This window comes from Mesorhizobium sp. (assembly GCF_017306585.1).
Classification (GTDB): domain Bacteria; phylum Pseudomonadota; class Alphaproteobacteria; order Rhizobiales; family Rhizobiaceae; genus Mesorhizobium.
The window spans coordinates 1-8,218 of sequence record NZ_JAFKIC010000040.1 but is presented as its reverse complement, the minus strand read 5'-3'; the positions used below and the strand labels follow the sequence as shown (position 1 = coordinate 8,218).

General features: G+C 64.5%; 7 protein-coding genes. 2 read left to right on the top strand and 5 right to left on the bottom strand.

Going from position 1 to position 8,218, the window contains the following annotated elements:
• Positions 1–13: 13 nt before the first annotated feature.
• From J0I79_RS01505 to J0I79_RS01485, 5 genes are all read right to left on the bottom strand, one after another.
• Positions 14–754, bottom strand: a complete 741-nt coding sequence (locus tag J0I79_RS01505; RefSeq protein WP_292854794.1) for an SDR family oxidoreductase — start codon at positions 752–754, stop codon at positions 14–16.
• A gap of 17 nt (positions 755–771) precedes the next feature.
• A complete protein-coding gene (locus J0I79_RS01500) occupies positions 772–1,485 on the bottom strand; it encodes an SDR family NAD(P)-dependent oxidoreductase (RefSeq protein WP_292854791.1) in 714 nt (237 codons plus the stop codon).
• Positions 1,482–2,366: a polysaccharide deacetylase gene (locus tag J0I79_RS01495; protein ID WP_292854788.1), complete on the bottom strand. Its 885-nt coding sequence runs from the start codon at positions 2,364–2,366 to the stop codon at positions 1,482–1,484. The genes J0I79_RS01500 and J0I79_RS01495 overlap by 4 nt, the downstream gene beginning before the upstream one ends.
• A 72-nt stretch (positions 2,367–2,438) precedes the next feature.
• Positions 2,439–3,437, bottom strand: coding sequence for an ABC transporter substrate-binding protein (locus J0I79_RS01490; RefSeq protein ID WP_292854785.1), 999 nt, complete (start codon positions 3,435–3,437; stop codon positions 2,439–2,441).
• A gap of 38 nt (positions 3,438–3,475) precedes the next feature.
• Positions 3,476–5,578: a N,N-dimethylformamidase beta subunit family domain-containing protein gene (locus J0I79_RS01485; RefSeq protein WP_292854782.1), complete on the bottom strand. Its 2,103-nt coding sequence runs from the start codon at positions 5,576–5,578 to the stop codon at positions 3,476–3,478.
• Positions 5,579–5,721: 143 nt separating this feature from the next.
• Here J0I79_RS01485 and J0I79_RS01480 point away from each other — a divergent pair, with 143 nt between their 5' ends.
• On the top strand, positions 5,722–6,543 hold the full coding sequence (locus J0I79_RS01480) for a helix-turn-helix transcriptional regulator (RefSeq protein WP_292854778.1): 822 nt from the start codon (positions 5,722–5,724) through the stop codon (positions 6,541–6,543).
• A gap of 203 nt (positions 6,544–6,746) precedes the next feature.
• A complete protein-coding gene (gene ftsZ, locus J0I79_RS01475) occupies positions 6,747–7,781 on the top strand; it encodes a cell division protein FtsZ (protein WP_292854775.1) in 1,035 nt (344 codons plus the stop codon).
• Positions 7,782–8,218: the final 437 nt, after the last annotated feature.

Sequence of the window (8,218 nt, the reverse complement as noted above, 5' to 3'; positions counted from 1 at the left end):
TCGAAAGGCCCGGTCACGGGGCAACGCGCGCGGCGAGCCAGCCGCCGTCGATATTCAGGATATGGCCGGTGATGAACTGGGCGTCGGGACCGCACAGGAACAGGATGCCGCCGGCGACATCCTCAGCCGTCCCGACGCGCCGGATCGGCGTGGTCTCGATCATCGCGCGCCGGTACCAGGCGTCCGACGCGATCCGTTCGGCGACAATGGGCGTGTTGATGACGCCGGGCGCCACGGCGTTGACGCGGATCCCGTCGGCCGAGAGATCGGCGGCAAGCTGGCGCGTCAGTTGCGAGAGCGCTCCCTTGGACGCCGCATAGGGCGCGGTGTTGGGGAAACCGATCTCTCCGAACACTGAGCAGACATTGACGATGCAGCCGCCAGGCTTCGCCAGATGCGCAAGCATGTCGCGCGTCAGCCGCATGGCGGCGCGGACATTGACGCCCATGACATGGTCGATCAGCTCGTCGCTGCTGTCGGCAAGCGCCTTCGGCCCGGCGACGCCGGCATTGTTGACCAAGATATCGATCGTGCCGAACTCGGCCTTGGCGGCCGCCACGATCCTGGCCGGTGCATCGTCCTCGGCGAGATCGATCGTCAGTTTCGGCGCCGCGCAGTCCGCCAGATAGGCGGCGTTCCAGTCGACCGACAGCACCCTGGCGCCTTCGGCCTGCAGGCGTCTCGCCGTGGCGAGGCCGATGCCGTTGCCCGCGCCGGTCACCACGGCGGTCTTGCCCTGAAATCGCTTTTCCATCCCTGTCCCCTGAGCCCCTAGATCGTCTGTCCGCCGTCGATCGTGAACTCGGAGCCGGTGATGTATTCGCTGCCGGGCGAGACCAGGAACGCGATGAGATGGGCTACCTCCTTCGGGCTGGCCAGCCGGTTGAGCGGCACCGAGGCGGTCATCCCCGCCAGGCTTTCAGCGGTGTTCTCGCCAAGCATCGGCGTGTCGACGAGGCCCGGATGCACCGCGTTGACGCGGATGTTGCGGTGAGCCAGTTCACGCGCGGCGACCTTGGTCATGCCGCGGATCGCCCATTTCGAGGTCGAATAGGCGAAGGCGCCGCTGAACCCCCTCAGCCCGCCGGTCGAGCAGACATTGACGATCGAGCCGCCTCGCGTCGGCATCAGCGTGGCGGCCGCGCGCATGCCGAGAAACGTGCCCAATTGGTTGACGTCGGTTACGGCCTGGAAACCGGCGACGCTTTCGTCGAGGAACGGCACGGGATTGAAGATCGCCGCATTGTTGACCAGTGCGTCGATAGGGCCGAACCGCCTGGCGGTCATGTCGCAAATGCCGGCCCACCCGGCTTCATCGGTAACATCGAAGGACGCCGACAGGACCTGGCCGGCGCCGGTCGCCTGTTCGCTGACGCCCGTAAACGACCGGTCGAGCGCGATCACGGTTGCGCCTGATGAGGCGAGCAGCGTCGCGATTGCCGCGCCGATCCCGCCGGCGGCGCCGGTTACAATTGCGGTTTTCATCTGGCGAGCCTGTTGTCGCCGGCGTCGGCTGGCAGGGACGGGGAGCGGCCCTTGCGCCAGCGCCGCACATAGTCGCGGCATGTCGTGAAGCCGGCGCGCTCATGCGAGGCGACATGACGGATGAAGTCCTCCAGCATCAGCAGCCGGTGGCCGCGCCCCATGATCTGCGGATGCATGGTCACCACCATCACGCCGCTGCCGATGCGCTGGTAGAGGAAGTCGAACTCCGCTTTCCAGATTTCCAGCGCCGTCGACGGCGCGCGGCCGCCGGGCAAATAGCCCCTGTCGGTCGCCAGGAATTCGAACTGCGGAAAGTCGTCCAGATGCCAGGCGACAGGCATTTCGACGAGGTCGACCGGTTTGCCGAAGCGGAATTCGTCCGTCGTCGACCAGGCATCGCCGATCCGGCACCAATAGGGCTCGTGGTCGTTGCCCATCATCGAGCTTTCATATTCGAAGCCGAGCTCGAGCAGCAGTTCGACCGTGGACGGGCTGTTGTCCCAGGCGGGGGACCGGTAGCCGAATGGCCTGACGCCGGCCACCTTGTCGAGCGCGTCCAGGCCTCTCAGCAGGACCGTGCGTTCTTCCTCACGCGTCAAAAGCACGGGGTTCTCATGGACCCAGCCATGATGGCCGATCTCGTGGCCGCCATCGCGGAAGGCGCGCACGACCGGCGGGAAGGCCAGCGCGGAATGGCCGGGCACGAAGAAGGTCGCGGCAATGCCGGCCTCTTCCAGCACGCCGAGGATGCGGCGCGCGCCGATCGGGTCGAATTCGCCGCGCGAAAGCATGCTCGGCGACGTCGCGCGATGGCTGCCGATCCATGTCGAATAGCCATCGAAATCGAACGTCAAGGCGACTTGGACGTCGGTGCTGGTCATGTCTGGATGTCTTCCCGCCAGGGCGACGGGAAGGCAGGGTCGCAATCGCCTTGCCTTCCCGTTCGCGGGCGATTACTTGGAATGCGCCACGCTCGGGTCGATGGCGGTGTCGTAGGCGATGTCCTTGTCGATCAGCTTTGCCGCGATCGCCGCCTTGACGATGCCGGGATAGGTCTCTGATTTGAAGACGCCGTTCAGCGCCTTCTGGCTTTCGGCGACCGAATAATAGGACACGCCGTCGAAAGCGGTCGCGAGGTCCGCCGGCTCGGCGCCGACGCCCTTGGCAATGATCGCGCGGCCTTCCTCGGTGTGGGCGCGGTAATAGTCCAGCGCCTGGTCCCAACTCTTCAGCATGGCCTGCACCTGGCCGGGCTTCTTCTTCAGCGTCTCTTCCGGCACGGCCAGCACGTCGCTGATCAGGCCCGGCGCCTCACCGGCCTCGGCCAGCACCTTGATGTTCTTGTCGGCGGTGATCGCGGCCGAGATGTAGGGCTCATAGGTCACGGCGGCCGGCACGGTGCCCGAGATGATCGAGGTGCCGGCGCTGGCCGCCGGCATCGGCAGCACGCTGACATCGTCGATGGTCATGCCGTTCTTCTGCAGCACATAGTTCAGAAGGAGATCGCTGGTGGAACCGCGCTCGAAAGCAACCTGCTTGCCCTTGAGGTCGGCCACGGTCTTGATGTCGCCGCTGACCAGGATGGCGTCGGCCTTGGTGCTGGCGTCGAGCAGCAGCACGCCCTTGACCGGAATGCCGGCCTGCACCTTGGCCAGCAACTGCTGGATGGATTCATTGTCGCCATCGACCTGTCCGGCGGCGACCGCCGCGCCCATGTCCTTGTCCTCGACGAAATTGGTCAGTTCGACGCCTTCAAGGCCGTTGGCTTTGAAGAAGCCCTTTTCCTGGGCGATATACCACATGCCGTAACCGAGCCAGGGCGAGATCGCGAGCTTGAACACGCCCGGCTCGACCGGCAGATCCTGCGCCTTCGCCGGCTTTGCCGCGAACGGCATTGCGGCGGCGAGCGCCAGAAGGGCGACTGCCCCGATGAAATGTCTTCTGTGTCCCATGGTTCTGATCCTTGTTCCCGAAGTGTGGTGTTGAATTGTTATGCCGTCGAACCCGGTCGGCTGGCGGGTTGGGTACCGCTCTGTTGTTCTCGATCCGGAACTGGCCGGCCCTTTGCCGCCAGATGCGTCAGCAGATTGCTGGTGATCCGACCGACATCGTTCATCGCGTCGCCCGCAGGCAACGCGCCGCACCAGGCGACGGAACTCGCGCTGAAGATCAGGCCGCCTGATGGCAGATGGCGAAGCGTCATCTCGGCGCAGCGCCGTGCCTCGCGTTCTTCCGACCCGCCCTCGTACCAGCGCGTGGCGTCATGGACGAAACTGTCCGGGAAGCCGGTCGCCCGGGCAATCACGACGGTGTCGGGGGAGGTGCCGAGATGCGGATCGGTGGCGTCGACCTCGTAGCCGGCGGCGCCTCCGAGCACGATGCCGTCATCGCCGAAGGTCTCATTGGCGACACCCTCGAAGAGCCATGCCACGGACGCGTCATGGCTTTCCGGCGTGCGCGTAAAAGGCCGCGCGCCGTCGAAGCCCATCAGCGAGATGGCGACGCCGGTCAGCGAAAACTCGCCGCGCCCGCTGGCGCGCAGGTGGCCGCCCGGCTGGTTGGTGATCGACAGCGACTGTTCGGCGATCGGCCCGTCCCAGGTCCGGCCGGCTTCAAGCGGCGAGCGGCGCAGCTCCATCAAATCGTCCTGGAACGCCACCTTGCCGGCAAAACCGTTGCCGCCGAGATAGGCGATGCTGCCGCCCGAAGCCGCGAACTGGCGCAGCGCATGCTCCATCTCGACCGACATGTATTCGGGATGGCTGCCGGTGATGACGGCCCGGTAGTCCTGCAAGCCCGCGACGCCGCGCTCATGCAGGTCGCGATCGGTGATGAGATCGAAGGCGATGCCGTTGGCGTGGCAGAAGCGCAGGAAATGCAGGTCGACCGGCAGATTGTGCGGGCAGCCGCACAGCGGGTAATTGTAGTCGTCGCGCAATGTCGCCTTCGGCTTCTTGTAGGAAGCGATCGACACGCCGCTGAGGTCGCTGTGGTAGTCGTAGAGCGACTTCAGATTGTTATCGATGGCGAAGCGATGGCCACGGTCCTCGCACAACCATTCATAGAGATGCGCGGGCAGGAATTCGTCGGCATAGGCAAGATAGGTGGCGGTCGGCACCAGGAACAGCAGCGGCGCCCGGCGTGCCGATGAGGTGATGAAAAAGACGATGCGCTCCGATCCCGCGTCATGGCCGACCTCGAAGGCGTAGACGCCGGCTGATGCCTCGGCGGGAACCTGCAACCGGTAAGATGCGGGCCATTGCAGCGCGCCCATGTCGTCGTCATGGCAATGCACCGCATCGTAATGCGACGGCACCAGCCGTGGATCGAAGCTAGACCCGTCCCAGCGACGCGAGGTCATGCAGAACGCCGGCTGGTTGACCGCTTCCAGGAAGAGGACAGGGCCCGCGCCTGTCGAGGCGATGGGGCCGCGTGGCAGCAGGGTCGGGAACGTCCAGCCTATGCGGCCGGTCGCGGCGCGCAGGGCGATGCCCGCGAATTTCGCGTTCAGCGATTTGACGTCGTTCGCGGCGCTGGCGCCGAACACCATGTCGCCGGACGCGGACCAGGACACATCGAGATGACGATGCAGAAGAAACGGCGACAGGAGATCGTCGGAGCTGATCCGCAGCGCTGTCTGGCTGCCATCCCTGAGAATCTCGACGGCGAGCCAGGTGTTCGCTGGCAGGGGCTCGCCGATTTCGAGCGGCTTGCCATCGAATTCAGCTGTCAGGCGCCCGTCCCGCAGTCCCAGGCACAGGTTTCCGCAGTCGAAGATCACGCGGGCGCCGTCATTGCGGGTCAGATGGATTTCGAAACCGATACCGCTGATGTCGCCGGCCTTAGCCAATTCGGTCTCTGTGATCTTCAGGAAGGATCCATGATCGAAATCGCGGTGGGAAACGGCATCAACGGCCGGTTCGACGGGCCAGTCCATGAATTCGGCCGATGGCGTGTCGAGCCGCACGATCCGCACATGGCGCACCGGCCGTGACGACGAGACATGAAGGGCAACGGATGTCCCGGCCGCCGCGTGCCAGGGGACCGTGTAGCCCGAGACGGCCATGGCGCCATGATCGACGGGGCGTTTCATAGCGGCAAGGCTCCGCGCCGCGTTTGCGGCCTGCAGGCTCTCTCTGATGGCAAGTTGGACAAGTCTCTCGTACCCCTATTTTTTTTGATTTACACTAGGGGCATCGTTTCTTGGGGGTATATACCCCTATCGGGGTATGATTGGTGACAAAGTCCATCTTCGAAGGCCTGGCTTTGGCCATAGATGCGGTTGGCAGGGGCGAGTTCTATCCTGCGATGACGGAATATTTGCGGCGCTGCCTGAACTACGACAATGTCATCGTCATCGTCTTCTCGGGCACCGCGGTCCCCAGCGTGCTCTACAAGAAGATCTACGGCCCGGATGTGTTTCGCTATCTCGCCGAACAATATCTGCCGGCCGCCTATCTGCTTGATCCGATCTATCATTTTCATCTGCGTCGAGGCGCGCCGGGACTCTATCGGCTTCTCGACGTGGCGCCGGACCAGTTTCGCCGCAGCCGCTACTTCAAGTGGTATTACGGGCGTATCGGCATAACGGATGAAATCTCCGTCGTGCTGCCGATCGGCGAGAACGCGACCATCACCATCTCGATGGGCAAGGACGGTTCCTCCGGCCAGGCCTTCGCGGCGAAGGCGGAGGAGTGCCTGCGCTCGCACGAGCCCGCGATCATGGCGCTGCTGCGTGCCCATTGGGCCGCGGCCGAAGCGCCGCCCGCTGTCGCCCCGCGCACCATGTCGATCACCGACAGCCTGATCGCGGCCATGCGCACCCACCACAATGTCTTGTTGAGCAAGCGCCAGGCCGAAGTGGCGCTGCTCATCCTGCAGGGACACTCCTCGCCATCTATTGGATTGAACCTCGGCGTCAGCCCGCAGACGGTGAAGGTCTTCCGCAAGCAGCTCTACAACAAATGCAGCCTTTCATCGCAGGCGGAACTGTTCGCGCTGATGATGCCGATCCTGGAGCGGGCGACCAGCCAGGCTCCGGAGCGCAAGCCGTCCTGAAACGGGCCTGATGGCGGGGTCGCGGGTCGCGCATTGCCTCATCACAAATCTTGACCTTGCGCGCACTTGCACGTCTGGCCGCTCTCTGGCTTTTTGGGGTACCCATCCGGACGGACTGATTCGCGTCATGCCGCTCGATTGCAATGTCTTACAGGCAGTCCGCGGATGGTTGTGAAGCGCGCGATTGGCGAAGGAGAAGCAGCATGGCCGAGTTCAAGAAGCCGGAAATCTCCGAGATGAGACCCAAGATCACCGTTATCGGCGTCGGCGGTGGCGGCGGCAACGCCATCAACAATATGATCGCGGAGCAGCTTCAGGGTACTGAATTCATCGCCGCCAACACCGACGCCCAGGCGTTGACCATGTCGAAGGCGACGCGGCTGATCCAGCTTGGCGCGCATGTCACCGAAGGCCTGGGGGCCGGCTCGCTACCCGAGGTCGGTCGTGCGGCCGCCGAGGAATCGCTCGACGAGATCATGGACCACCTGGCCGGCACGCATATGTGCTTCGTCACCGCCGGCATGGGCGGCGGCACCGGAACGGGCGCGGCGCCGATCATCGCCCAGGCGGCGCGCAAGGCAGGCATACTGACGGTCGGCGTCGTCACCAAGCCGTTCACCTTCGAGGGCCGCCGCCGCATGCAGATGGCCGAAGAGGGCATCGAGCGGCTGCGCGAGGCCGCCGACACGGTGATCGTGATCCCCAACCAGAACCTGTTCCGCATCGCCGATGCCAAGACTACGTTCGCCGATGCCTTCGTCATCGCCGACCGCGTGCTTTATTCCGGCGTCAGCTGCATCACCGATCTCATCGTCAAGGAAGGCCTGATCAATCTCGACTTCGCCGACGTCAAGTCGGTGATGCGCGGCATGGGCCGCGCCATGATGGGCACCGGCGAAGCGTCCGGCGAGGCCCGGGCGATGAAGGCTGCGGAAGCCGCGATCGCCAACCCGCTGCTCGACGAAGTGTCGATGAAGGGCGCCAAGGGCGTGCTGGTGTCGATATCGGGTGGCAGGGACATGACCCTGTTCGAGGTCGATGAAGCCGCCACCCGCATCCGCGAGGAAGTCTACGAGGACGCAGACATCATCGTTGGAGCCATCTTCGACAAGAGCATGGAAGGCCGCTTCAGGGTCTCCGTGGTGGCCACGGGCCTCGATCGCGCGCTGGGCGCTGAGGATGCCGGCGCCGGCATCGCGCACCATCCGGCGGCATCCGCGCAGCGCACGCTTCAGTAGGAATCGGCCCAGCGCTGCCGGATCCTCCTCGTTCGGCGCGGCATCGCAGCGCGCAGGGCGCGTGCCCGCAAAAGCATCGTGAGCCCGTGACGAACATAAAGCGCGGTGCCTGTCTCGGGCGAGGCGGCCATCAAGGCGCGGCCAAGGCCTTTATTTCATAGAAAACAAGATGTTGGAGCGGCCCGGCGGTTAACCGCCGGGCCGTTTTTGCTGCTTGTCCCGGCCCGGCGGGCTGAAGGCTGTTTCAAGGCGCACGTCATTTTTGCCGTTCGTCCCGCTTGACTCGATCCGGCTCATATGAAAAATTTTGCATCAACTGATAAAAATATCAATGGGACGGAACGTGGTAGGATTTGGGAACGGCCTCTTGCGTGACGATGAGAGCAGCATGGCGGCGCGCGCCGCATGGCTTCACTATGCCGGCGGCCTGACCCAGT

Bases quoted from the DNA above. Each gene is read 5' to 3' on its own strand.
- J0I79_RS01485 (WP_292854782.1), bottom strand. From the start codon at position 5,578: ATGAAACGCCCCGTCGATCATGGCGCCATGGCCGTCTCGGGCTACACG.
- J0I79_RS01500 (WP_292854791.1), bottom strand. From the start codon at position 1,485: ATGAAAACCGCAATTGTAACCGGCGCCGCCGGCGGGATCGGCGCGGCA.
- J0I79_RS01490 (WP_292854785.1), bottom strand. From the start codon at position 3,437: ATGGGACACAGAAGACATTTCATCGGGGCAGTCGCCCTTCTGGCGCTC.
- J0I79_RS01505 (WP_292854794.1), bottom strand. From the start codon at position 754: ATGGAAAAGCGATTTCAGGGCAAGACCGCCGTGGTGACCGGCGCGGGC.
- ftsZ (WP_292854775.1), top strand. From the start codon at position 6,747: ATGGCCGAGTTCAAGAAGCCGGAAATCTCCGAGATGAGACCCAAGATC.
- J0I79_RS01495 (WP_292854788.1), bottom strand. From the start codon at position 2,366: ATGACCAGCACCGACGTCCAAGTCGCCTTGACGTTCGATTTCGATGGC.